We start from the raw sequence: 22,238 nt of genomic DNA, 5'->3' as shown, positions 1-22,238 counted from the left end.
TTCGCTACACTTACAATCATTTCTGATCCTTCAAAAAGTCATATTTGGATCATCGATTAATTCCAGGAAGTCGTTACATTAATGATCATTTTTTCTCGCAATCCCTCCCACTTATCCCGAGGGTTGTGAGAAAAAATGAGACGATGCGGATTCAAATTATGTTGTTATGGCCACCGAAAGCCTGAAAGCAGAAGCAAGGGAAAAATGGGTTACCCTCTATAAGCAAATCGGGAACGTATCGGTTGCAGCCAGGAGGTGCGGGATTGCCAGATCTACATTACAGCGTTGGATAAAACGGAAGGACGAAAATCTCTTTACAGATCGGTCTCACCGTCCGCATCGGTTCGGGCGACAAAAGTATGTTCCTGAAGACGAAGCCCTCGTGCTGAAGGTGCGCGATGAATTCAAGTATGGAAAACTCAGAATCTGCTCTCATCTGTTCAGGCTACATGATTTAAAGATTTCAACTTCTACCGTAGCGCGAATACTCGAAAAGCATTCAGTTGCACCTATTCGTCGATTTACTAAACATCGTCCCCCAATTCGATATGCTAAGCTCGTTCCTGGTGAACGTGTGCAGTTAGACGTTTGCAAGATCAGAGCTGGCCTATATCAATACACAGCGATTGATGATTGTACCCGCCTTAGGGTGTTGAAACTTTACAAGCGTCGGTCGGCCGCCAATTCAATCGATTTTCTGGATAAACTCATCGAGGAATTTCATTATCCCATTCAACGTATTCAGACGGACAGAGGACAGGAGTTTTTTGCGGTCGCATTTCAGCAGAAGTTGATGGATTATTGCATCAAGTTTCGCCCCATAAAACCCAGGTCACCACATCTAAACGGCAAAGTCGAACGAAGCCAGCAGACTGATCTTCAAGAATTCTACTCGACGGTTGACCTGCGAGACCCCGAATTGGACGACAAACTTTCTCAATGGCAATTCCACTACAACTATTTCCGGCCGCACAGCTCGTTGGGTGGTAAGACTCCGATCGAATTTGCGTCCGAACACTCTGCCAGTGCGCCTTTCTGGGACCAAATCGAGGCACTCTACGAAGAAACAAAAGAACGGATTCGAGAACAGGCCTACTGGCGAGACCTACGGATGGCAAAGTTGGCAAGGAAAACCAAAACGTAGTTTTGTCCTACATTTTGCCGACTTGTAGATGTAGCGGAACTGTAGAGCCACTACACATGATGCGAGCAATTCCCAGGGTCGGATCCTTAAGCGTTTTTCCGACCCTAAAATTAGAGTTAAAATGATTCGTCCACTGAGATTTTCCAATCGAACCTTCGTAAAACAAGGTGTCGCTGATTTATCTATCTCACTAAATTGACGTATTATTTTCGTTTACAATTTGTACTAAATGCTTGCAGTAAGAATCATTGTCAATCAGTAGTTGAAGTACTCTTGTAAAATTTCGGAGTTCACGGTCTTCGAGCAATTGCTGTTCTTCTGTTTTTCCGATATGGCCTTTTCGCATATACATCTCTATCGCTCGGTCTATGCCGTTTAAAGTGGTCGGCATGTCATAAATTTTCAGCACACGATCACCATCCTGATAGGAAACCCAAATGGGGTAACTTCTACCGGCTGCCTGAATGGGAACCTGGCGGAGCTTGTGCTTGGTACAGAACAGGTTTGATCGCTTTTTGATATCGCTGTCCAAATCGTCAGGAATTACAATACAGAATGAAAATTCTTTAAATGTTTTCCCTTCTACAACTAACTCACCTTTTGTACACAGACTTTCACAGGTAAGTGCCACGAAGTTGTCGAAATAACCAATCGCCAAAGCAGTTGAAGGTAACAAACCTAGCTCACCGATGCTGATCTTCTCCTTCATTGATTTACTGATTTTTCTCAATTCATTATTGAGCTTGTCAGCATGAACCAGATTTGGCAGTTTTTCAAACCTAGGGGTTGTAATTCCATATAAGTCTGAGGGGAGTTTGGTTCCTTCCTCTTGAATGACAAATGCGCGGCCAGGACCAACCCTGCCTAAGAACAAGCCGTATTCAAAAACAACATTATCCCGTGCACTTTCAAATTCGGTTCCACGGCTGTTCAAAAAATCGTCCTTTGTGGCTACCATAATACCAAAGTCGAAAAGACTGGCGCTTTTCAACAAAGTCTCGAAGACACTTTCGTTGTTTTTGAAAATATCGTCGTTCCATAGGTAACAATCAAAGTCAGTACCCAGATAAGATTTAACATATTTGGCTACATCCAAACCTTCTGAGGACGAGCCAATAAAAACGCGTGGTTTTAATTCCATGACTAGTATATTAAGAGTGATCTTTTAGTTAAAAAATTGTTCAATTCGCCCGCGCAATCTTTGATTAGCTGGTCAAGATCTTCTTTAAGATTCCGTAAACCAGACAAGCAATCATCGTTATCAAAAGGTTTTTCGGTTGCGTTGGGACTCTTTATGCTCTTACGGTATACAGAGTCCGAGAGCATTTTACCAATCTGCGAGGAGATACTGATCGCGATTTTTAACTCTTCACGATTTCGATAAAAAAGATCTGAATTTTCAATTGAATGAACCAAACAAGTCAGTTCGAAACTTGAAAGCTTGATTCGATCTTCCGAATCGGCCTTTAACGTCTTCACCAACCTAATCCCCTTTCGACTCCCATCAAGAGTATTTTCACCTTTCCAATTAACATTGCTAATGTGTGCAAATGGGAAATCTGGAAGTCTCTTCTTTGCGGGAAAATCGTACAAACAAATACCGCGATAGAATTCATCATTTGCCTCCGAGTACCTTTGTGTGTCATACCAGAAACTAAATACGAGGTCGACCTTACGTCGTAAATTCTTATTTGTAATCGAGATCGATTTTTTACCTGTTGTATCTACATCGTCATACTGATTTTGCATGATGGTTGTAGATTGACGTCTCAATAACCAAATATCGTCGTCTGGAATGGAATCCGTGTATGGGTACTGCGGTGGGCATAAGGCTGGCTCCAAAAACTGGTAGCGGTCAACGAGTACCAACAAATCAATATCACTATGCAACTTAATATTGGTGCTAGTCTTCACTGATCCCTGAGTTCGGTATGCGCGGTTAAAATGAAGCGACAGATCCCGTTCCAAATGCTTTTTCACATTTTCAGCGGCAACAAGTGTTACATCATTGTATTTTTTTTCAATCGGTCTCATGGATTCAATGAGGTATTCCAGATTTTTTGGAAGGATAAATTTCCCGTATGATTCCGATAAATCTGCTTTGCCCACTTGCTCGTCAAAACGACGGGCATTGAGGTTCATTAGCCTTCTCTCGTAGTTTAAGTTTGCCATAATTTTCGCTTTTGTTTTTCATCAAGTCAAATTTTGCCTTTTCATGCGCAGTCTATCTGCGCAGAAAAAATTAATTTTGAAAAAACACTCCTCTGCATGGCAATTAACAAAAACGCATATACGCGATTTCGGGTATTGGATCGTTGCTTCTCGAATCCCGCTAAAAAATATTTCATGCAAGATCTGATCGATGCGTGCAGCAACGCCTTGCTCGAAATCGATCCAGACAGCAACGGCATAAGTAGACGGCAGATCGAACAGGATATCCGCTATCTTGAGAGTGACGAAGGTGGGAGTATACCGCTGGAAAGACATCGAGATGGCAAAAGAATATTCTATCGCTACAGTGATACAAAGTTTTCCATTAATAACCAGCCTCTAAACCAGGTTGAGTTGGAGCAGATCGCATCAGCCATGCAAATACTATCTCGTTTTAAGGGAATGCCTCAATTTGAGTGGGTAAATGAGCTGGCACCGAAAATGGAACAAACTTTCCTACTGGAAAAACATCAGGAGACTATCATCAGCTTTGACAATAATCGCTATTTGAAGGGCATCGAGTATTTGGGCGAGCTGTTTCAAGCAATCTTGTATAAAAAGGTTCTCTGCCTTGAATATCAATCATACAGAAGTGAGATCCCAAAAGAGTATCAGGTTCACCCTTACTATTTGAAGCAATACAATAACCGGTGGTTCTTACTGGGTTTATCCGAAACCTGGGACAGGATATCCACCTTCGCGCTGGATCGCATCATTACGATTCATGATTCAAACACTCCTTATATCTCAAACTGCGACTATAATTTCGATGATTACTTTGAAGATATCATCGGAGTTACCCTTTACCAGGACGCGGAACCAGTTTTGATCACGCTAACTTTTAACAAAGATGCAGCTCCTTATGTGCTGTCGAAGCCGTTACACGGATCTCAGAAAAAAATTTCAGAGAATGAATCGGAGGTAGTCGTATCCATAGACGTGATACCGAACTATGAACTAGAGAGTTTGATTCTTTCCTACGGGGATCGGGTTAAAGTATCAGGTCCAGAGAGCTTCCAGAAGGTGATCAAGGAGAGGTTAGTGAGGGCCAGCGGTATGTATAACTAAAGTTGAATCGAACCGGTGGCTTCATTATCTGTTCAAAGTCCGACGCCAAGCCGTCGTGAACCCGAGCTTACAGTCTAAATTTACGGCTAATCCTGCTTGCATTTTTCTAATGCAACATGTAACTTATGGTTAAAAATGCCATGTCTAACTCCTATTTTAAAGTCCGTGATCCTTGGAATTTCAAACCCCATAAATTCGAGATTGGTACTCCTTTCATCCGAAGTTCATTTCATGACAACCACTTCCTTTTAAAGCTCTACCATTTACAAGAGCGGGACTTTTCCGATTTTTACAATTTCCACCTCGGGCATCATACTAAGAAGTTCTCTGATTCCGAACAAAGTTTTCATCGCTACGTATCCGAGATCGTGTCGACGCGGATTGCACTTTTAAAGCTTTTGGATCCATTCTCCCGAAAAGCCCTTCGCTCCAAAGAACAAATTGAGCAGCTGAAAGCATTCCAAACGTTCCTCCACTCAATCGATCAGTGGAACTCCTCGCAGGCCTTGGAAGCGGTTATTGCAGAAAATAACAAAGAGATCCTCGGCCTCAAAGAGCAAATCACTGACCTTGAAAGTCAGCTCCAGGCTCTTCGACAATTTGAGCCGAGCACCAAGATCGATATCCGCGACAAGCACCTGGGTGCTTTCATCCACCTCGTCCATCAGTTACAAGATCTGGTCCTTGCCGATGGGCGCAGGCTTTTCAACTTTCAGGGTCAAGCCGCTTGGTATAAGCTGGTAAGTAAATATTTCACGCACGACCGCAAACCGATCCCCATCGAAACAGCCCGCAATTACTTTCCAGTCCAGAAAGAAAAGACGAGCAAGGCCGTCGAGGTACCCAAGGATTTGCAGCTCTTCACAATCGTGCTGACTGGTTCAAAGCCGGGTAAGTGATGACCAGCTGCTAAGTTTGGTCATTGGAATCAGTCTCCCCCAGTTCATTTTTGCAAGCAACCGGCCGTTTTTATGCCGGGATGTTTCACAATAAACTTGCAGCAAAATGAATGTAGAGATGATCACCAGAGAGGATCTGCAAAACCTAAAAACAGAAATCGTTGCAGAGCTCAAATCCATTCTTTCCCAGGACAAGCCCTTGGAGGGCACCTGGCTGAGAAGCGCTCAGGTACGAAAGATGCTGAGCATTTCGCCCGGCACCTTACAGAACCTTCGCATCCAGGGACACCTTCGGTTCACCAAGATCGGCGGATGCTTCTTTTACAGTCAGCGCGACATCGCTGCCATGCTCAACCAAAACGGCTCCAAGCGATGAAAAGGCACAATCAGGCAAGTGCTGCTATGGACATGCCGGCACTTGAAGTGATCAAATCCGATGACCGGCTCAACTCTTATCACATCAGCCTTTACACCGCGCTTCTTTACTATGGTAACGGAATCCAAAAAATCCCGTTTCATGCCAGCCGCCGGAAGCTGATGGGTTTTTCCAGGATCAAATCCGGTGCGACTTATCATAAGTGCATGCGGGAGCTGGTCAGGTACGGCTACCTGAGCTACGATCCTTCTTTTCACCCGCAACTAGGCAGTCGTATAGTGCTTACCGGAACAACTGCTGAGTCCGATGCTGATCGATGAGAAGCTGCTGATCGAGCTCTTCGAGCAAAAGGACAGAAAACGCAGAGAAAACCTGTTCAAGCTTTTTCACCAGGAGCTGATGGCTGGACTGACGCGAGCCAGGATCGCCGATTTGATCAGCGCCAAATTGGGCAGGCCAGGACTTATCACGGCTGAAGATGTGCGCTACTGCCGGTTTTACTTCAAGGGCAAGAAAACCGAGGCTACCCCCGGGGCTGTGGAAAAGCCCAAACCAAAGCCGGATCAACGATCATATGTTGAAAGCAATCAACCCAGCGCTTTCAAGGTAACCGATCCGGATGAAATCAAGCTACAAGACCAATTTAAGTTCAAATCAAAACATTCAAACAAACAATGAAAAAGCAATTTCACTTCATCGTCCAGGCCAAAGGTGGCGTAGGCAAAAGCCTTCATACCTACCTGAGGGCTCTTTCAGAAGCTGGCGACTCTTCCCTTTTTGTAGACCTGGATAGCTCTACAAAAACCTCAACCAGGCAACTGGCTTTCTTGGGGCAGAACCGCTTCGAGGCTTTCTCTCTGCTTGACAACCGTGAAAGACTCATGCGGGACCTTTTCATCGGTTATGTGGAAAGCCTGGCGGATAGTCCCTTCGATAAAGTGTATATGGATTTCGGGGCGCCGGAAAGTGAGCAGTTGCCCGCTTTGATCACCCGCGACATCGATTTAAAGGAATGGTGTGACGAGTTGGGAATCCAGGCCATATTTCACATCATCATCGGTGGCGGCGGAGCGTACGTGGCCAGTATTCAGTTCCTGGAAAAAATGCGGGCAGCGCTCAGATCCAAGTTTCAAATCGTGATCTGGCAGAACCTTTTTGGCTTTGCCCAGTTTCCCAGCTTGTCACGAGAACTTGAAGATAACTGCACTGCACTTGGGCTTGACCTCAGACGTTTTGGCGACTTTGAGCCCGCTTCACTTTTGGGTGGACAGATACTGGATGGTATCAGGAATGGCTATGCGCTGAAAGACTACCCACCGGGCGCAAGGCTCAGACTAAAAAAGGAACTTAAAGAGAATTTCAGCGATGAATAACACCGAACCCAACCGTCTCACCCAGACCAGGGGCAAGTATGCGGCCAAGTATGGTCACGAGATCGATGACTGGTCAGCCCTGTTTTTGTCTGAGACCCAGGAGCATTTCCAAAATCTGGAAAGCAGGGTCGACAAATCCATCGCCGCCATCGACCGCGCCGCATTAGAGCTGAAAGGCAGGAAACGGTTCTTGCAGTTTCAAGACCGCAGCCAGGCACTGTTCTACGGCTTCGGTGTAAGCGGCCCCTATTCGATTGCCGGCATTGTCCTGTCAGTCTTGTTCTATGTTTTAATACGACATGGACAGCAGTATGTCGAGCGGCAAAGGATTTTGGAGCAGTACCCGGACGCCCCGGCTTTCAGGCAGATCATGCAGCACGGAAAGATCATCAAGTACGATGGCGTGTTGTATCTGCAACTTGTCCCCTTGCCTAAGAAGGGTGAAGTCCAGATCGGCAAGCACTACCTCTATGATTCCCAAGCGAAGCGTGTGCTTGTACCGCTTGGCGGCCAGTAAGAACCCGTCAGTCTTGCGAATTTTCGAACAGAAACGCACAGTTTCTGCTGCTTTCGAACGGATTCAAATTCTTTTAAACAATCCCGAATTTTTTAGAACGAAAGCAAACGCTTTCAAACGGTTACAAACATGAACGGTGGTTTTCTCCACAGCCAGCTATCGCCGGTACGTCGCAAAATGCGACTCCCCGGCGGGCTGGCCATGGGAAAACCCCTGGACCCCTGCTATTCGCCTGGCGGCTCATAGCAAAAGCAATAAGACACATGAAAAATCAAATTAAGAAAGGCAGGCCGCCCAAGGAAAAGGGCACTGCCAAACGGGAACATTTTTCCGTCTGGGTAAGCACTGACCAGAAAAGCCAGATCAATCAGCTCATTGAAAAGAGCGGGCTTTCAGCCAGTCAGTACTTTCTGACTTTGGCGCTGGATGTCCCATTCAAAAGGCCCCAGAAAAGGACGCTGCCGAAGGCGACTGCCGAAACAATCCGGATTCTCGAGCAGCTGGCCGGAATTCTATCGCTCGCTATTTTAAAGACCAAAGACCATCAGGTGCTCTCTATGCAGTGGCAACAAAGCAGCCAGCGGGTCAGGCTGCTCGCCGATCTTATCACCCGCTGGGTTTTTGAAAGCTTTGAGATTCGCAGCTTTCAAAAGACACTTACTGAAATCGACTGCTGGATTACATCCCTGTCGGATTATCTGGGCCATGTCCTTGGCGCTGGGGAAAGCAAAGAGCAAATCCTTCGGGAAGCCCGCAGTATGTCCCGATCGGCGCGCGAGCTGCTTTCGAAATACGAAAGCTATTACACTGAGCCTTTGCAGGATCTTACGCCAGCCTGGAAAAACGAGGCGGCAGATATCGCCTCGGTACACTACGAGATTGAAAATGCCATCGAAGAATTCATCCAGCAAACCAGTAAATGATCGGGAAAGCAGGACTGGGCAGCTACGCCAAAGGAATTTTGGAGTACTGCTATTATCAAAAGAGTCAGCAAACGACGGCAGGCGAGCAAATCCAGCGACAAAACATCAGAGGGGAGCTGGTTTATATTCAGAACCTTGCCCTTAAAACAGCACCCGACGGGACCCTGGACCTGGACTACCTTGCCCGGCAGTATACAGACAACCACTTTAAAAACAAGAAGCTAACCAAATACGTCTGGCACCAGTCGTTCAGCTTTTCGCCCGGCGAAAAGCCAGGCAATGACAAGATCATGCAGATCTGCAGAGAATTTGCCAAAGAGTTTGGCTTCGAGCAGAATCAGATGGTCGTTTTTAAGCACGAAGATTCAGCCAACCTACACTTTCATATTATCGCTAACCGCATCAATTATAACGGAAAGAACACCGCCGACCATTTCAAAAACTATGCGCGGACCGGCAAGTTCTGCCGCAGGATGGAACAGGAGTTGAGCCTGGTACCGACCCACGATATGCGGATCAACCGTGCCCTGGGCCAGCAGATTCATTCAGCGGACAAGGCGCATATGAAGCTGAAATCTTTAATTGACCGTTTGACGCCACAAGTCTCTTCGATCCAGGAATTGAAAGAACACTTACTTGGGCACGGATACAAGACCTATGTGGGGCGAGGCATCGCATTTTTTCATATGGAGACTAAAATGAAGATAAAGGGTTCTGATATCGGCAGGGAATACTCGCTAGGCCTGCTGGAAAATCGGATTGGCCTTAACGCTATGACAACGCAGAATCCAGAGCTAAAAAAGAGAAAAAGGAAGCGGAGAAGTTTAGGGTTTCATTTGTAAATAGGCTAAACCAAACGAATATCCTATTTTAGCCTGAAATAACCCATAACACCATGAAGCTAAAAGCAATTAAATTCTTTTCCCCAGAGGAAAACCTACCTAAAACCAAAGTGGTCAAGGCAGCTCCGCTGCCGACTGGCTACATTTCTAATACCGGCAAGCTTGTTTTCCCGGCTACTGCACTCGGCGATCTGGGAATCAATCCCCAGTCTGCTTATTTCAAAATCGGTACCCAGCACGGGAAGCGAAAAATCAAATCCTTATATCTTGTCCCGGCTGCAAGTTCTGAGCAGACCTTTTCATTTGAAAAAAATGGCCGCGGCCATGTAATTCCATTGGCCGTTATTCTCAAAAAAGGGGGCCTCAATTTCGAGAGTGAAAAACTGGTCTTCAAGATCTCGACTTTTGATTTTGACCAGGCTACCAAAGGCTATGAGCTGGCGATTGAAACTGAAACGCCCAAACCGGAATACACCGGAAAACCGCGCGGCAGAAAGCCTAGGAAATCGGTTGATGCAAAATAAAACAGAAAAAAATGCAGGTAACCAATCCCGGTTACCTGCTTGATTTCGGGTCACATTTGCTTACTGATTAAATTAAGCTAACCCAGTTGTATGTGCCCTTCGGCACTTAATGAAACCGCTGGTGGTTTCATCCTGCGGCTGTACAAGCAGCCTCTGTGAAAATTCATTCGACCAGCACAGCAATTCCCGCCTTTTCGGCTTTGCGCTCTATTTTCTGTTTGAGACCGTAATATCCCCAGTTCCGAAAAAGGAAGGGATCTTCTTTGGCCTGCTGCTCCTTCTCGGTCTGGTCTACCAAAAGCAAAGTCGCGGCTTTATTTTTTAGGCATATCTCGATTAACCTCTTACTGTATACGTGCTGCTTGTGGGAAACATACCGCTTCTCGGATTGCATCAGATTATCGATGGTTGATTTACGGAGCTGCCTTCGGCTATTTTGGTTCATAAAAGCCGTGGCCTTTCTCTTCCGCCGGATGGCAGCCTGGATCGCAAGCCGCTTGTAGAGATACTCGTCCTTGCTTCCGATCGTGTAGCGCTTACCCGCGATCAAGACCATGATCGGGTAATCCAGCGACAAGCTTGCCTCGGCGATAACGTCCTGGTCGAGCTCGTGCTCACCGGCTTCCGTCTGAAAAACGGCATGCATGAAGATCTTTCCTTTGTCTAGCGCCAACGAGCTGCTGCATAGTTTGACCTGACCAGCAGCTAAGCGTTTGAGTATTTCCCGCTTGTCATGGCCTGTTTTGCCCAGGTATGTCCTGAACGGGATGTCGAATAGTGAGAAATGAAATACCGCTCCTTCCCTGCTACTTCTTAATTTTTTCACATCGGTTCCTTTAAATGGGATCGGCATTTCTCTTCGGAAACTAGGCAAGGTGCTTTCTCCGCTAGCCAGTGCTTTATTCATCTTGTTAAAGCTGGCAACAAGATTACCATTCAAGGCGCTCATAATGTGCATCGGGATACTGCCCTTGTAGTTTTGAGCAAGTACCTGGTAGCTGGTGTTCATTCTGGATGTCGTGAGTATCCCATACTCGTCTTTTTTGATATCAGAGAGTCTGGCTCTTACACCTTCTGTTAGATACAACATTTCCCTGAGCTGCTGCTGGACGTAGTGATGGGTATAGATCTGGTTGGCTGCTTTGAAACAGATGTAGCGCCATTGGTAGAGCGTATCAAGAATTTTGTTCTTTTGATCGATGTCATCCGAATCAATCAGAAGGCGGATCTTTCTAGTGGTGAAAAGCTTTTCCATAACCTAACGCCCATTTTGCTTCCAGTGATTTTTAACGAGTTGATATGCTGTGATGTAGTGTTGTTGAACCTGGGTCTGCGGGTAGCCTAAAATCGAGGCGATATCGGCAAAAGACTTCTTCTGATCTTGTCTGAGCTCAAACACTGCCGCCTGCTCACTATTCAAGATATGATCGTAGGGATAGGATTGCTTTACTTTTCTTATAGGCACAGTCGCTCGGGGCGCTACAATCCTTTTAAGCTCTTCTATACTTTTCTGGATTTCGCTGGTCACGTGCAGCGTATTTGTTCCTATTCTTTTCGCTACCTCGCGCGGACTATGCCCATCTTGAAAATGAAGGCTGGCTATCAACTGCCGCTGTTTAGGCAGAAATGATATCGCTTTCGAGATTTCATCCCACCTCTTCCCTTCGGTGTCGCCGTTGAAATAGCTCTCCACATCTGACTTTTCGCCCAGGAAAGGTTCCAAGTGGTCTATTTCCGTCATTTTCCGGTATACCTGGTAGGCCGGCTTTTGGACCTGTTTCAAGAGTTGCCAACGGAGATTCAGACGGATAAACCGGTACGCATGTGGGAGGCTTTCAATCTTGTCACGGTGTGCCCAGACTTTGAGGTAACACTCGTGTAGAACGCAGCTCACCAGGAACTCGTCACTAACTAGGCCCTTGCCAATGTAGAAAAGGCTAGAAAATGACTTCTCGTAAAAACCTGTAAATGCGCGTTCATCACCGCCCTTAAACCTGTCTAACATATCGACGTTTCCACCAGAGTTGGCACGTAGCTTTCGAATTCCCATATCATACATTATTGACTTAGTAATACATCACTTCATCTACTTAGGCGTCTGAAACTGTGGAAAGCAGACACGTTGAAACATTTGCTTAGTTATAACTAAGCGCAAAAATAGCGATGTTTTTGGTTCTTGCAACCCATGCCCGAAAAAACAGATTTCGAAATTGCGGTGATAAATCAAGTGAGGAAAGTCCGAAAAGCTAAGGGCTATACTCAGGACGATCTCGCTATGTTTCTAAATCTGACCAGGGGATTCATTGGACAAATCGAAAGCCCCAAATTCCCAAGCAAGTACAATATTGAACATATTGGAATACTCGCCCGTGAAATGAACTGTTCTCCCAGAGACTTAATGCCTGAAGAAGCATAGCAAAGGGTACAGATGCCCCCAAGATAGCACAATAGGCCTCTGAGCTCCGTGAAATACCGTAGTATGGTCTACTATTTGGATATGTCAATTAAATAAATCACCAAGGAGCCGTCTCAAAGGTTAGTTACCTGTAACTCGGTCATCTTATCCCTCCAAAACGACACGCCGTCTTTTACCAGTGGAGCGCCGAATAAAGATCGATAGTCGTCAATTTTTGATTGCCTACTGATTCCGGAGTCGTATAAAAATTCAAATCTCTCAATTTTGCCTTCCCTGGAAGCATGAATGAGTATACTGCTCGCATCTCCATAGCCTTCACCCGGCAGTTTGTATCCACCGTCTACCGGTTCAAGGATAGCTAAATGTTTCTCAATTTTATCTCCGAGTAAGAGTCGGTAGTTACTCCCGATATCGATATACCTGAAGATATCTCCTTTCGGTTTGTTTAGCACCTGCGCACATGAAAGCATTCCCAGAAGCATAAAGCTGATTTTAAAGGCGTAATTTCTCACCGATATTAATGGCTGGAAGATATTCATCATTAGTTGGAATCCATATTATCCTGTGATACTAGAACTAGAATGAGCTTTAAAGCTTTACTCAGACCGAGCAAATATGGCTGATTTGTTGCTCTATATTTGCAAGATAACGCAGGTTACCCATGTTCAAAGTCCATGAACTATCAAGATTTAGTCTACGGTCAAGTCGACATTGATGAGCCCGTTTTGGTTGAGCCGATGAGTACCGCTGCCATGCGGCGGCTCAAGGGTATTTTGTAGCACGGGATTGCGAGCTAGTTCCACAAATCATTGATTTACAGGACTTTTATTTGAATTTGAATTGACTTCAAGGGAGGGAGACGGGACTAAGTCGCTGGCCACGCGAGGGACATCAGGTAGATCGTGATCAGTGCAAACGAAAGTTACAAAGCAAAAAATGACGGTTGCAAGCCTGCACTCCGTCATCCGGCTTTTTAGCGACCGCTCGGCAGCCAGCCGCACCTTAAACCGCCGGATGGGCTTGCAACCAGGGGACAAGCCCCGTCATTTTTTCTTCGATCGATAGGCAGCGATTGCCCTGAGCACAAAGACGGGGCCAAAGCAACTTAAATGCCTTTCAATCATGAGAAATCTTGAAAGTACTCCTAAAATCTATGTAGGAACCTACAGCCAGTACAACAATGGGTCGCTGATTGGTAAGTGGTTTGACCTGACGGACTACGCTGACCTCAAAGAATTCCTGCAAGACTGCTACGAATTTCATCGAAATGAACTGGATCCAGAGCTGATGTTCCAAGATTGGGAGAACATCCCGGATTTTTTGATATCAGAATGCAGCCTCCATAAAGAGGCATTTACCTATTTTGAAGCCATCGGCGAAATGGACGATGAGGCCGTCGAAGCATTTGAGATCTACTGTAAGCAGATCAATTATTGGCCAAACAATTGCTGTGAGCTGGAAGACCAACTTGAAAGTTTCCGGGAAAGCTACCGCGGATTCTTTGGCGGATCGATGAAAGATCCAGAGCTTGAATACGCCTACCAATACGTCGAAGAAACAGGACTGCTTTCAGGCGCACCATCCGCGCTCGGGAAATATTTCGACTATGAAGCCTTCGCCAGAGACTTGTTTTTAGAAGGGTACAGTGAATATGAAGGTCATGTTTTTGCAGATTATTGATTACGAGATTGAGTGCGATAACTGATGATGTCAAGTTGTCGCACTCAATCACTAGATCATTTTATGCAGGATGTCTTATAGTTTTAGTTTTCTGTTCACGAATTTCAAACAGAGGCCGGTCAGGTTTCATTCGGAAATTTTCTGAATAGAGATGGATCAATTTGAAATGTATTGCCTGATGATTTCTTCGAAAAGTACCGTTGGTTACAGAATGCAGATATTCTTACATTTCAATTTTCCCATCTCTAGTAAAACCCATCCAAAAAAGCTCGCAAGGCGCAAGTATTTTTTTAAAAGTGCAATACAGTGCACTTTTGCTATATTTTACCAACCAATAATTACTTTTAACATCAAAAAGAACACTTTAATGCACTTTTTGATGTATATTTAAATAATAGTTTTTACAAAAGGGAGGGACAATGCATCTTGGTAGCATAGTAAAGGAAAGAAGAAAACTTTTTAATATAACCCAGGAAACCCTCGCCGAGATGTCAGGTGTTGGATTGAGAACAGTGAAACAGCTGGAAAGTGGAAAGGGAAATCCTACCATCATCACATTAGAGAAAGTTGCCGATGTACTCGGAATGCAGCTCGTTCTGCAAATCAAATCGATGAATCAATAGCTATGAGGCAGGCGGAAATTATGTACAAGGGCGAAGTTGCTGGCAAGCTAATCCAGCATAACGACGGTTCCTTTAGCTTCACCTACGAAGATACCTGGATAGCAAACAGCCAGAAACCTCCTGTTAGCCTCACTTTGCCGAAATCAGTCAAGGTGTATAACGCCAAAACTCTTTTTCCTTTCTTTGCGAATATGTTGCCGGAGGGCGTCAATAAGCATGTTATCTGCAGGTCCCTAAAAATTGACGAGGACGACTATTTTGGGCTTTTACTGAACGTTGCGCAGTACGACGCAATTGGAGCTGTCACAGTCAAACGGACAAACGACTCGGCATGAGTATACCCATTATCAAATACTGTCCGGGTACATTAGCCGAAGGCTATGATACTTACAGCAGACAATGCCTGAAAAGAATGTTCAATGGCGCGAAAGTATCACATGTATTACCGTATGACTCGCCAGCTTCCGGGGGCCTTGCTAACTTAGCGTTCTTGCAGAGCCAAAGGCGAGTGTCAATTTCCGGCGTCCAAGAAAAATTTTCCATAATTCAGGTCAAGAGTAAGTTGAGATTGGTTGGAGAGGGCGAGCAGGGCACGCACATCCTTAAACCGATACCCACCATCGGCAGTAATCCAGATCAAATGCCAGCCAATGAACATTTGACGATGCAAATAGCCCGCCAGGTTTATGGCATTGATACGGCCGACAATGCACTTATTTTCTTTGAAAACGGTAAACCTGCCTATCTGACTAGGCGCTTTGATGTACAGGACGGAAATAAAAAGAAGGCGGTAGAGGATTTCGCGGCTTTGGCCAACAGAAGTCCTCAGACCCACGGGGAACATTACAAGTATCTGGGTAACTATCTGGAACTCTTCAACATAATGAAGAAATATCTTCCAATCTATGGATTAGAATCGCCTAAACTATTTCAACTAATCATGTTCAATTATCTATTTTCAAATGGCGATGCCCATTTCAAGAACTTCTCGATAATTGAAACCGGCATGGGTGATTTCAGGCTCAGTCCCGCGTACGATCTTCTTAACAGCCGCCTTCATGTAAATGATTCCGACTTCGCGCTGGAGGATGGCCTACTACCCCCTCAACTATCAAAGGGGAATATCGCCAGACGATTCCATACACTTGGAGAGGAAGCAGGCTTAAATATAAAATTGATTAAATCCATCTTCGACACGATGCTTTCAAATTCGGAAAAGGTCGAACGCTTAGTCAATGCCTCATTCTTGAATGATCGTTCTAAAAGGAATTATCTTCAGGCGTATCAGACCAGGCTGAAAAGGCTTGCCAAGGTTTGAAATAGCAGCCTGTCTAGCATCCGCTGCCTAATCTCTATGTCACAAGCCAATATTCAACATCTCCAAGTAACTAACAATCAATATATTACACAACATAGATCTATCAGACTTTTGAGTTTTCCGTGCATCATGGAAGGGATTTCTAGAAGATAGAGGTCTTGCTGATTTTCAGTCCGTTAAGTCAATCGTTCAAATCCCTCGCTCAAAAACTTCATTTTTTTTATGCCTAATTCTCGTGGGCCGCATATAGTGTCATCGTTGATGCCAATATGGACCTTCAACGGGGTATGACTTATGATAGGCAGCGAGTCCATTTTTGCCGCTAGATAAATACGGGATGGGAGTGCTAGTGTTTTCGAGCCTATTATGTTAATTTTTCGGTAAATTAAAGCAACCTTCCCAGAACCCTCATGCCGTCCAAACCTTCGATCTCCCGTCAAGCAATTATCATCATACATGGGATCGGCGAGCAACGCCCGATGGACACGCTTCGTGATTTTGCCACATCCGTTGCCCCAGAAAACCAAGATCCTAACAAGCCAGCATTTTTTAGCAAGCCCGACCAGTTTTCCGATAGCTACGAATTACGAAGGTTAACTGCTAACAGGCAACGTAAATCTTATAAGACAGATTATTTCGAGCTGTACTGGGCACATTTAATGCTTGACACAAAAATTAGTGATGTCCTATGGTGGACCTGGAATGTCTTTGTAAGGTTCCCTGGACAGGTCCCTAAAAGATTAAGATGGATTTACTATTTGTTCTGGGCAATAGTATTGGCGACGATAAGCTGTCTAATTTTCATTCAAAATTTTGGAAGCTCATTGATTCCAGTTTGGTGGAAAAATGTTATAACAGTGGGCTGGTTCAAAGCCGTAAGCTCATTCATTGTTACGCTTGCATCAATCTTAATCAATGGCCTACTACTAAATTATTTGGGGGATGCAGTTCGATACTTTGCTCCAAGACCCGGAAATATTGCTCAACGACAACAGATCCGAGGTACAGGCATTAGTTTGTTGCGTCGTTTGCATGAACAAAAAGATGCTATCGGAAATAATTTATATGACCGCGTCGTCATTGTTGGCCATAGCTTAGGATCCATTATAGCCTACGATATATTGTCGCTTTACTGGAACGAAATCAGCCCAAAACTTCAAGTAGATCCGCTAGCTATTGATGAAGCCGAGCAGGCCGTAGCCAATTTTAACAGCACTAAGATTAATCTCGAACAGTTTCGAAGCGCACAATTTAAGTTTTGGCTATCCCAATACAAAAACAGCGACTCTTGGCGAGTTAGTGATATACTGACAGTAGGAAGCCCCCTTGCTTTTGCCCACTTCCATATTGCCCGAAACGTGGATGAATTTTCATTAAAAAAAAGGCAACGAGAGTTTCCCACCTGTCCGCCTGTTATGGAGCGCCCAACGGCCGCTGCTTTGAAGAAACTTAAAAATGCAAACAAGAAAGATTGGTTTTCTTTTCCGGCAACAGACGATCCAGCTGTTCCTAGGAACTTGCATCACGCAGCAGTATTTGCAATGACCCGCTGGACCAATATGTACTTTGGAAATGACTTCGTTGGGGGAGAGATAGCGTGTTTAGGTTCAGGCGTAGAAAATAAGAAATTACGATCAGCGAGATACGGATGGTTCCCCTTTATTTCACACACCCACTACTGGGACAAGAAAGAAAAAGAGAGTCTTAGATATCTGGTTGAAAAGCTGCAATTAATATTTCACTTTGATGATCAAGAAATAGAAGCCTAGATAAATTCGATTACTCTTAATCGTTTAGACCGCTTATGGCCTTTGAATCAATATTGTTAAAGACATCATAACCCTTACCACTTATGATTCAAGTAGGCTGAAAATTTCAGAAAAACCTTCTGTAAAACAAGAATTGAAGGTTCTAAAAGCATTTAATTCAGAAGTAGTTGTGACAGTCCTGGTAACAGCATCCGATGAGAGTTGCCGAATTTAAACGTTCATATGTTGTTAAATAGACTGAATACTTGATTTTTATTTTGATTAATATTAGCGGGTGTTGTCTGTATGCATCATACCATGGACGTAGAGATTCCCATATCCGCACTTCAAATATCACGTGTTCCTAGTTGTAAGTATCATTTCTGAATCTTACACATATAAGAATATAAACAAACCATTGTCAGTTCATTACAACCTACGTAAATCTATGGCATCTGACGCAAAACCACCGTTCCGAAAACTTAGGGGGTATGCATTCGACCCGGCACTCACCCTTCAATTGGATATGGCCCCCATCAGCACCATTGTTTACAAAATTCCGTGGGAAGATGCCGCTGCCGCTACCATTAATAACCAGGGCATTAGACCCGGGCCGATAGGTGAGTATCTGGAGGTGATTGACTATGATCCAACTGTGGGCAAATCCTACAAGCCCGTCGACCTGAATGATCCTTACATTCTGGCGCAGGATGGCTTGGATCCCAGCGAGGGCAACCCGCAGTTTCATCAGCAAATGGTGTATGCAGTGGCTATGACAACCATCAAAAATTTTGAAAGAGCGCTTGGCCGGAAAATCCTCTGGGCAGATACTTGGGACAGGGGTACGAAAAAGAATGTTTCGCGGCTACGTATATACCCTCACGCGTTACGCGAAGCGAATGCCTACTATAGCCCGTACAAGCGCGCGCTGCTTTTTGGCTATTTTTCCTCGTCCCCGGCCGATGAAAGCATTCAAATGCCTGCTTCACTGATATTTACCTGCCTGAGCCACGATATTATCGCCCACGAAACCACGCACGCGATCCTGGATGGTATGCACCCGAATTTCAACCAGCCGACGAATCCGGATGTGCTGTCATTTCATGAGGCGTTTGCAGACATAGTGGCTCTTTTTCAGCACTTTACATTTCCCGAAGTACTAAAAAACCAGATTAGGAAAACTCGGGGTGATTTGGCTGCGCAAAATTTACTGGGTCAACTGGCCCAGCAGTTTGGCTCTGCGATCGGGAATTATGGCAGTCTGCGTGATGCGATCGGGGAGATCGATGAAAAAACGAAACAGTGGAAACCCAAAGAGCCCAATCCGGACGATTACCGCACGGTTATGGAGCCGCATGCGAGGGGAAGTATTTTGGTGGCGGCTGTTTTTGAGGCATTTATCAATATTTATAAGAGCCGTGTGGCTGACCTGATCCGCATTGCTTCCAACGGTACAGGGATTTTAACGGCGGGAGAATTGCCGGAAGACCTGGTTAACCGGCTTGCGGACGAGGCTGCGAAATCCGCCGATCACGTATTGCAGATGTGCATTCGTGCGCTGGATTACTGTACGCCCGTGGATATTAATTTTGGCGACTATCTAAGGGCTATTATTACCGCAGACGTGGATCTGGTGAACGACGATTCTCGTAATTACCGGTTGGCCTTTATCGATGCGTTCCGTCGGCGCGGTATTTATCCTAAAAACATCAAGACACTCAGCGTTGAAAGTCTTCAATTTAAAAGAAACCCGTCTTTTGGTCCGAAAGTACAGGGTATGTTTCTGATGATCAGTCAGTTCCTGAAAAAATTTCGGAATGATATCATGGATACGAAAAGTAGGGATGAAATTTACAGGATCACACAACAATATATTGTCGGAAACGAAGAACAGCAGGGTCTGCATGATCAAATCGTCCAGCAGTTTGACAATCAGACCGAGTTTGAGAACGTGACAGGCCTCGTTCTGAATCGCGATTGGCAAAAATTCGGGATCAATGAATCCAGAAGTAACAAGGATTATCCTGCGGTCCTGGTGCATAACCTGCGGCTTGTCTCACGCGTAGGCCCGCAGGGAGGACAGATCCATCATATTGTAGTATCACTTCTGCAACAAGCCAAGGTGATCGTGAAAAATGGGGAATTTATCGGAGTGGCGACGAACACAAAGGAAAAGAAGAGAGCATCGACTTTCATGGGCGGCTGCACGCTAATTTTCGACCTGAATACATTGAAATTGCGCTATGCCATCAGCCGGCCTTTGCTCGACACTACCAAAACGAAGCCCGAGGACAGAACCCTTGATAAGAAGCGGATTGAGCAGCAAGTTCGTTATGAACAGGACGAGATCATGATGTGCGTGTCCGACTACAGCCATTATTTTGGCAGCGGCCTGACCAACGGCGCGCAAGAACCATTCGCATTCCTACACCGCCATTAGCATTGAAAATTATGGACAAGATTACACATGCCGAGGTAAGGATGTACCGGATGGGGACTGGCGACTGCTTCATTATCAAGATGTTCAAAGGCACGGACAATACCTTTACGATGATGATAGATTGCGGTACCTGGAAAGGCAGCAAGGAGCATTTGGAACCCTATATTAAAAACCTGAAAGATTACATCCGGGAAGGCAGGACTGCGGAACCTGCAACGATCGATCTGCTTGTGGTTACCCATGAGCACCTGGATCATGTATCGGTATTTAAATCCTGCAAAGAGCTTTTTACGGCGGATTTTGTCGTCAAAAAGATCTGGATGGGCTGGACTGAAAACGACGCTCCTACATCGGCCGATGATCCACTGGGCGACCAACTGAAACATTGGAAAGAAGAATACGGCCAGCGGAAAAAAGCATTGAATGTGGTAGCCGACCGTTTGAATAGCCTGATGACCGACGAAAAAGCGGCAAAAAAGAAGTCCCCGCTAGGATTACAGCCTGATTTTGCGGTGGCCGTCGACCGGTTTGCCGAACTTCACTTTTCAGCGCGTGGCAGCGAATATATAGGCGGACTGGCAGGAATGGAGGTGGTGAAAAAGGAAATTGCCACGAACAACATCGCCTACGTACATCCCGGCCAGGTAATCAGCAATCCGGAAGGGGCCGAAGGTATCAAATTTTACGTGCTGGGCCCCCCTACCTCCATAGATTCGATCAAAGCCGAAGGTGCCCCTGCCGATGAACCGGGTGAGACATTCAGCCATAGCCAGAATAACAAACGGACGGATAACGACAGTTTTGCAACGGCCATTCTGAACCTCACGGACCCGCAGCTTCTTTCGTCGATATTGCCGTTCGACGAAAGCTTTCTGGCTGACGAAACGATGAGTGAGTATGCGAGTGAATCCTGGCGCAAGATCGACTATGACTGGCTCAACAGCGCCGGTTCGCTGGCGCTTCGGATGAACAGCGCTACCAACAACCTTAGTGTGGCGCTGGCTATTGAATTTGCGGATAGCGGACGGGTTATGCTTTTTCCCGGAGATGCGGAATATGGCAGCTGGAAGAGCTGGCACAGTATAAAATGGCAGGCGAAAGACCGCTTTAATGATAATAAGCCATTGGAAACCAAGGGCCTTCTCAACAGGACTGTATTTTATAAGGTAGCGCACCATTTGAGCCATAACGGCTCAGCTAAACGCCTCGGTGTGGAAATGATGACCGATCCCGACCTGGTGGCGATGGCGACGCTGGATTATGACGTAATCAGTCCGGGATGGACAAGTACCATGCCCAACCGCGACCTGATCGCGGACCTCCTCCTGCGTACCAAAGGCCGGTTGATCATTATGAACGAAGAAGGGTTGTCGATAGACCGCACGCCGGAGAAGCAACCGCTAAAAGACAAGATTCTGGCCACACGCCAGCAGTTCATGACCTCGGCGGAAAGTACCGCCTTCCACAATGCATTTTCAGAAGGGCCTGGCGAAGAGAAGCTCTATTACCAATATAAGGTGAATGCAATGTAGGATTTTGTAAAATAAACAATCACCAAAAAATCAATGAAATATCGCGTGTGTACCATTTGCCAACACTCTGGCTGTTTTGGCAATAGGCAATAAGCGCCAGTTTTCATCTAGAATAACAAGGGCCGCGTTGATTAAAACCCCATCTACAAGGCGATTCTTGGCGTATCGCCAACGGCCAATTTATCCTCAACATTTCCCAGAACCGTCTTAATGGCTCGGGTACCAGTTTGCCACGACCGTTATAGTTCGGTGAGTATAACTTTATCCAGGCCGGTTTGGAACAGATAGCTAATTCCCGACGAGATCGCCCGGAACCAAGCCGCCATTTTCGGGCTTGTACCGGAGCTAGTAGCAGCCGACTCGCCCTCACCAAATCGGAGGCTGATACACGCGGATCGGCGACGGATCTGGATCGTTCCAGGATTACAATATCACCGGTATTCAGTGGCTTGTGACGGGCCCGAATTACACTGCCGAGGTCCGCGTAGTCGCGTTTCGATTCGATTAATTCAAAAATGCAACTACAATTGGATACGACCAGAAAGCAGTTAACGCAACTGGATTCAACCGGACGTAGCGAAGTGGCGGCCCCATAAAGCTACTC

The 22,238-nt window shown here is 45.6% G+C and carries 24 protein-coding genes; 19 read left to right on the top strand and 5 right to left on the bottom strand.

What is annotated here, in order from left to right; translation table 11 throughout:
• Window positions 1-166 precede the first annotated feature (166 nt).
• Window positions 167-1,144: an IS481 family transposase gene (locus tag IEY24_RS14710; protein WP_188933321.1), complete on the top strand. Its 978-nt coding sequence runs from the start codon at window positions 167-169 to the stop codon at window positions 1,142-1,144.
• Between the two features lie 190 nt (window positions 1,145-1,334).
• Here the strand turns inward: IEY24_RS14710 and cap12 are convergent, their stop codons facing one another.
• Window positions 1,335-2,285, bottom strand: coding sequence for a CBASS system CD-NTase-associated NAD(+) hydrolase Cap12 (gene cap12, locus IEY24_RS14705; protein WP_188933320.1), 951 nt, complete (start codon window positions 2,283-2,285; stop codon window positions 1,335-1,337).
• Window positions 2,286-2,287: 2 nt separating this feature from the next.
• Entirely contained in the window at window positions 2,288-3,316 is a 1,029-nt protein-coding gene (locus tag IEY24_RS14700) for a nucleotidyltransferase family protein (protein WP_188933319.1), read from the bottom strand.
• 96 nt (window positions 3,317-3,412) lie between these two features.
• Here IEY24_RS14700 and IEY24_RS14695 point away from each other — a divergent pair, with 96 nt between their 5' ends.
• The 10 genes from IEY24_RS14695 to IEY24_RS14650 all read left to right on the top strand — a co-directional run bounded on the left by IEY24_RS14695 (window position 3,413) and on the right by IEY24_RS14650 (window position 9,877).
• Window positions 3,413-4,423: a WYL domain-containing protein gene (locus tag IEY24_RS14695; protein ID WP_188933318.1), complete on the top strand. Its 1,011-nt coding sequence runs from the start codon at window positions 3,413-3,415 to the stop codon at window positions 4,421-4,423.
• Between the two features lie 140 nt (window positions 4,424-4,563).
• Window positions 4,564-5,322: a hypothetical protein gene (locus IEY24_RS14690; protein WP_188933317.1), complete on the top strand. Its 759-nt coding sequence runs from the start codon at window positions 4,564-4,566 to the stop codon at window positions 5,320-5,322.
• 118 nt (window positions 5,323-5,440) lie between these two features.
• The gene (locus IEY24_RS14685) at window positions 5,441-5,698 is read left to right on the top strand and encodes a helix-turn-helix domain-containing protein (RefSeq protein ID WP_229222342.1); all 258 of its coding nucleotides are present in this window, start codon (window positions 5,441-5,443) and stop codon (window positions 5,696-5,698) included.
• A complete protein-coding gene (locus tag IEY24_RS14680; RefSeq protein ID WP_229222340.1) occupies window positions 5,695-6,018 on the top strand; it encodes a hypothetical protein in 324 nt (107 codons plus the stop codon). Before IEY24_RS14685 ends, IEY24_RS14680 begins: the two co-directional genes overlap by 4 nt.
• Complete coding sequence (locus tag IEY24_RS14675) at window positions 6,005-6,376, top strand: hypothetical protein (protein WP_188933315.1); 372 nt, start codon at window positions 6,005-6,007, stop codon at window positions 6,374-6,376. Before IEY24_RS14680 ends, IEY24_RS14675 begins: the two co-directional genes overlap by 14 nt.
• Entirely contained in the window at window positions 6,373-7,071 is a 699-nt protein-coding gene (locus IEY24_RS14670; protein WP_188933314.1) for a hypothetical protein, read from the top strand. Before IEY24_RS14675 ends, IEY24_RS14670 begins: the two co-directional genes overlap by 4 nt.
• Before the next feature lie 85 nt (window positions 7,072-7,156).
• Window positions 7,157-7,588: a hypothetical protein gene (locus tag IEY24_RS14665; protein ID WP_229222339.1), complete on the top strand. Its 432-nt coding sequence runs from the start codon at window positions 7,157-7,159 to the stop codon at window positions 7,586-7,588.
• A 263-nt stretch (window positions 7,589-7,851) separates the two neighbouring features.
• On the top strand, window positions 7,852-8,511 hold the full coding sequence (locus IEY24_RS14660) for a plasmid mobilization protein (protein ID WP_188933310.1): 660 nt from the start codon (window positions 7,852-7,854) through the stop codon (window positions 8,509-8,511).
• A complete protein-coding gene (locus tag IEY24_RS14655; RefSeq protein ID WP_188933308.1) occupies window positions 8,508-9,353 on the top strand; it encodes a relaxase/mobilization nuclease domain-containing protein in 846 nt (281 codons plus the stop codon). Before IEY24_RS14660 ends, IEY24_RS14655 begins: the two co-directional genes overlap by 4 nt.
• Window positions 9,354-9,406: 53 nt before the next feature.
• A complete protein-coding gene (locus tag IEY24_RS14650) occupies window positions 9,407-9,877 on the top strand; it encodes a hypothetical protein (RefSeq protein ID WP_188933302.1) in 471 nt (156 codons plus the stop codon).
• 163 nt (window positions 9,878-10,040) lie between these two features.
• Here IEY24_RS14650 and IEY24_RS14645 read toward each other — a convergent pair whose 3' ends face one another.
• Together IEY24_RS14645 and IEY24_RS14640 are read right to left on the bottom strand one after the other, a co-directional pair.
• The gene (locus tag IEY24_RS14645) at window positions 10,041-11,132 is read right to left on the bottom strand and encodes a hypothetical protein (RefSeq protein WP_188933300.1); all 1,092 of its coding nucleotides are present in this window, start codon (window positions 11,130-11,132) and stop codon (window positions 10,041-10,043) included.
• Between the two features lie 3 nt (window positions 11,133-11,135).
• Window positions 11,136-11,927, bottom strand: a complete 792-nt coding sequence (locus tag IEY24_RS14640) for an RNA polymerase sigma factor (RefSeq protein ID WP_188933299.1) — start codon at window positions 11,925-11,927, stop codon at window positions 11,136-11,138.
• Between the two features lie 135 nt (window positions 11,928-12,062).
• On the opposite strand from IEY24_RS14640, the gene IEY24_RS14635 reads away from it, so the two are divergent.
• A complete protein-coding gene (locus IEY24_RS14635) occupies window positions 12,063-12,293 on the top strand; it encodes a helix-turn-helix domain-containing protein (RefSeq protein WP_188933298.1) in 231 nt (76 codons plus the stop codon).
• 113 nt (window positions 12,294-12,406) lie between these two features.
• On the opposite strand, the gene IEY24_RS14630 is transcribed toward IEY24_RS14635, so the two are convergent.
• On the bottom strand, window positions 12,407-12,835 hold the full coding sequence (locus IEY24_RS14630; protein WP_188933297.1) for a hypothetical protein: 429 nt from the start codon (window positions 12,833-12,835) through the stop codon (window positions 12,407-12,409).
• Window positions 12,836-13,415: 580 nt separating this feature from the next.
• On the opposite strand from IEY24_RS14630, the gene IEY24_RS14625 reads away from it, so the two are divergent.
• From IEY24_RS14625 to IEY24_RS14595, 7 genes are all read left to right on the top strand, one after another.
• Window positions 13,416-13,973: an antirestriction protein ArdA gene (locus IEY24_RS14625; protein ID WP_188933296.1), complete on the top strand. Its 558-nt coding sequence runs from the start codon at window positions 13,416-13,418 to the stop codon at window positions 13,971-13,973.
• Between the two features lie 419 nt (window positions 13,974-14,392).
• A complete protein-coding gene (locus IEY24_RS14620; RefSeq protein WP_188933294.1) occupies window positions 14,393-14,596 on the top strand; it encodes a helix-turn-helix domain-containing protein in 204 nt (67 codons plus the stop codon).
• Between the two features lie 2 nt (window positions 14,597-14,598).
• Entirely contained in the window at window positions 14,599-14,931 is a 333-nt protein-coding gene (locus IEY24_RS14615; protein ID WP_188933292.1) for a HipA N-terminal domain-containing protein, read from the top strand.
• The gene (locus tag IEY24_RS14610; RefSeq protein WP_188933290.1) at window positions 14,928-15,914 is read left to right on the top strand and encodes a HipA domain-containing protein; all 987 of its coding nucleotides are present in this window, start codon (window positions 14,928-14,930) and stop codon (window positions 15,912-15,914) included. Before IEY24_RS14615 ends, IEY24_RS14610 begins: the two co-directional genes overlap by 4 nt.
• Before the next feature lie 410 nt (window positions 15,915-16,324).
• Window positions 16,325-17,683, top strand: a complete 1,359-nt coding sequence (locus tag IEY24_RS14605; RefSeq protein WP_188933288.1) for a hypothetical protein — start codon at window positions 16,325-16,327, stop codon at window positions 17,681-17,683.
• Between the two features lie 427 nt (window positions 17,684-18,110).
• Window positions 18,111-20,102, top strand: a complete 1,992-nt coding sequence (locus IEY24_RS14600; RefSeq protein ID WP_188933286.1) for a gluzincin family metallopeptidase — start codon at window positions 18,111-18,113, stop codon at window positions 20,100-20,102.
• 11 nt (window positions 20,103-20,113) lie between these two features.
• Window positions 20,114-21,634 carry an MBL fold metallo-hydrolase gene (locus IEY24_RS14595; protein WP_188933284.1) on the top strand — a complete coding sequence of 507 codons (1,521 nt, stop codon included), beginning with the start codon at window positions 20,114-20,116 and terminating at the stop codon, window positions 21,632-21,634.
• Window positions 21,635-22,238: the final 604 nt, after the last annotated feature.

Source organism: Dyadobacter endophyticus, assembly GCF_014641595.1.
Lineage (GTDB): Bacteria > Bacteroidota > Bacteroidia > Cytophagales > Spirosomataceae > Dyadobacter > Dyadobacter endophyticus.
Note: the sequence above shows the minus strand (reverse complement) of the source record. Positions and strands in the feature narration are given on the sequence as shown.

What these genes read in the sequence shown, in the direction of transcription:
- IEY24_RS14600 (WP_188933286.1), top strand. Translation starts at nt 18,111, where the DNA reads ATGGCATCTGACGCAAAACCACCGTTCCGAAAACTTAGGGGGTATGCA.
- IEY24_RS14640 (WP_188933299.1), bottom strand. Translation starts at nt 11,927, where the DNA reads ATGGGAATTCGAAAGCTACGTGCCAACTCTGGTGGAAACGTCGATATG.
- IEY24_RS14660 (WP_188933310.1), top strand. Translation starts at nt 7,852, where the DNA reads ATGAAAAATCAAATTAAGAAAGGCAGGCCGCCCAAGGAAAAGGGCACT.
- IEY24_RS14710 (WP_188933321.1), top strand. Translation starts at nt 167, where the DNA reads ATGGCCACCGAAAGCCTGAAAGCAGAAGCAAGGGAAAAATGGGTTACC.
- cap12 (WP_188933320.1), bottom strand. Translation starts at nt 2,285, where the DNA reads ATGGAATTAAAACCACGCGTTTTTATTGGCTCGTCCTCAGAAGGTTTG.
- IEY24_RS14685 (WP_229222342.1), top strand. Translation starts at nt 5,441, where the DNA reads ATGATCACCAGAGAGGATCTGCAAAACCTAAAAACAGAAATCGTTGCA.
- IEY24_RS14650 (WP_188933302.1), top strand. Translation starts at nt 9,407, where the DNA reads ATGAAGCTAAAAGCAATTAAATTCTTTTCCCCAGAGGAAAACCTACCT.
- IEY24_RS14635 (WP_188933298.1), top strand. Translation starts at nt 12,063, where the DNA reads ATGCCCGAAAAAACAGATTTCGAAATTGCGGTGATAAATCAAGTGAGG.
- IEY24_RS14620 (WP_188933294.1), top strand. Translation starts at nt 14,393, where the DNA reads ATGCATCTTGGTAGCATAGTAAAGGAAAGAAGAAAACTTTTTAATATA.
- IEY24_RS14630 (WP_188933297.1), bottom strand. Translation starts at nt 12,835, where the DNA reads ATGATGAATATCTTCCAGCCATTAATATCGGTGAGAAATTACGCCTTT.
- IEY24_RS14605 (WP_188933288.1), top strand. Translation starts at nt 16,325, where the DNA reads ATGCCGTCCAAACCTTCGATCTCCCGTCAAGCAATTATCATCATACAT.
- IEY24_RS14625 (WP_188933296.1), top strand. Translation starts at nt 13,416, where the DNA reads ATGAGAAATCTTGAAAGTACTCCTAAAATCTATGTAGGAACCTACAGC.
- IEY24_RS14700 (WP_188933319.1), bottom strand. Translation starts at nt 3,316, where the DNA reads ATGGCAAACTTAAACTACGAGAGAAGGCTAATGAACCTCAATGCCCGT.
- IEY24_RS14695 (WP_188933318.1), top strand. Translation starts at nt 3,413, where the DNA reads ATGGCAATTAACAAAAACGCATATACGCGATTTCGGGTATTGGATCGT.
- IEY24_RS14610 (WP_188933290.1), top strand. Translation starts at nt 14,928, where the DNA reads ATGAGTATACCCATTATCAAATACTGTCCGGGTACATTAGCCGAAGGC.
- IEY24_RS14615 (WP_188933292.1), top strand. Translation starts at nt 14,599, where the DNA reads ATGAGGCAGGCGGAAATTATGTACAAGGGCGAAGTTGCTGGCAAGCTA.
- IEY24_RS14645 (WP_188933300.1), bottom strand. Translation starts at nt 11,132, where the DNA reads ATGGAAAAGCTTTTCACCACTAGAAAGATCCGCCTTCTGATTGATTCG.
- IEY24_RS14680 (WP_229222340.1), top strand. Translation starts at nt 5,695, where the DNA reads ATGAAAAGGCACAATCAGGCAAGTGCTGCTATGGACATGCCGGCACTT.
- IEY24_RS14675 (WP_188933315.1), top strand. Translation starts at nt 6,005, where the DNA reads ATGCTGATCGATGAGAAGCTGCTGATCGAGCTCTTCGAGCAAAAGGAC.
- IEY24_RS14655 (WP_188933308.1), top strand. Translation starts at nt 8,508, where the DNA reads ATGATCGGGAAAGCAGGACTGGGCAGCTACGCCAAAGGAATTTTGGAG.
- IEY24_RS14690 (WP_188933317.1), top strand. Translation starts at nt 4,564, where the DNA reads ATGTCTAACTCCTATTTTAAAGTCCGTGATCCTTGGAATTTCAAACCC.
- IEY24_RS14595 (WP_188933284.1), top strand. Translation starts at nt 20,114, where the DNA reads ATGGACAAGATTACACATGCCGAGGTAAGGATGTACCGGATGGGGACT.
- IEY24_RS14670 (WP_188933314.1), top strand. Translation starts at nt 6,373, where the DNA reads ATGAAAAAGCAATTTCACTTCATCGTCCAGGCCAAAGGTGGCGTAGGC.